This is a genomic window from Streptomyces ossamyceticus (assembly GCF_001418475.1).
Classification (GTDB): domain Bacteria; phylum Actinomycetota; class Actinomycetes; order Streptomycetales; family Streptomycetaceae; genus Streptomyces; species Streptomyces ossamyceticus.
Genome location: NZ_LIQX01000468.1, coordinates 1 through 1151, shown reverse-complemented (window position 1 = coordinate 1151; position 1151 = coordinate 1). Strand labels below are relative to the sequence as shown.

Here is a 1151-nt window from a genome sequence, read left to right as displayed (position 1 = left end):
GTACTTCGGCGCACCGGCCAGAGCGTTGCGCTCGTCCTCCGTCAGCTTGGCGTAGGCCAGCGGCGAAGACGGGTTCGACGGGAAGGCCTTCGCCAGGTTGGCCTGGCTCTCCGCACGCAGCGAGAAGTCCATCAGCTGGTAGGCGTTGTCCACGTTGGCCGCGTCCTTGGCGATGGCGTAGCCCTGGAACTGGCGGCGCATGCCGTTCAGCTGCCTGGTGACCGGGACACCCTGCTTCTCCAGGTCGGCGACCCGGCCGTCCCAGACGGTGGACATCGTCACTTCCTGGCGGCTGAGGAGCACACCCGGGAGCGGGCCGCTGTCCCAGAACTTCTTGATGTCGCCTCGCAGTCGGGTCAGCACCTTGAAGGCGCGGTCCACGTCCAGCGGATACAGCTTGTCCGCCGGGACGCCGTCGGCCAGCAGCGCGAACTCCAGCTCCGGCAGGTCGCCGTCGGGGCTACACATCGCCCGGCCGCCCTTGAAGGACTTGGTGTCGAAGAAGTCCGCCCACGACTCGGGCTTGCGGCCGCCGAAGGCGTCCGTGCGGTACGCGATGCACTGGCCGTAGAAGCTGCTGCCGATGGCATGGTCGGTGACCTGGGCCTCGGGAATCTTCGCGCTCTTGACGCTCTTGATCCGGTCGTGGTCCAGCATCTCCAGGGCGTTCTGGCCCAGGTACTTGAGGTGGGACATCATCGAGTTGTTGATGAGGTCGCACTGCGGGCGGCCCTGCTTGATCTGGGCCAGCAGCGGGGCGTCGTCCAGGTTGAGGACCTTGACCTGGATGCCGGTCTCCTGCGTGAACGGCGTGTAGATCGCCTTCTGGAGAGCCGCACCGTAGGAACCGCCGCTGTCGCGGACGACCACCGTCTTGCCGCCGCCCTTGCCGCTGCCGGACGAGACACGGCTGGTGCCGGTGCCGCAGGCGGAGAGGGACGGGAGAGCGGCGAGGGCGGCCAGGCCGCCTGCTCCGCGCAGGAGCGCTCTGCGACCGATCATGGGATCACTCATGACAAATCTCCTGGAAGTAGCGCAATGGGGGACCAGCTCGGGAGGGTTGGGGGGTGGAGTCTGTGGGCGGACACGTGGTCCGTGGGCCGGTCGACGGGCAGCTGTTGCCGCCGACCGGTCAGTTGTGTGGTGTGGCG

General features: G+C 67.7%; 1 protein-coding gene. It reads right to left on the bottom strand.

Translation table 11 applies throughout. The annotated features are described in order from the left end of the window. Window positions 1–1014, bottom strand: a 1014-nt coding sequence (locus AOK15_RS29705; protein ID WP_055521426.1) for an ABC transporter substrate-binding protein, incomplete at its 3' end; no start/stop codon positions are given. Between the last annotated feature and the right edge of the window lie 137 nt (window positions 1015–1151).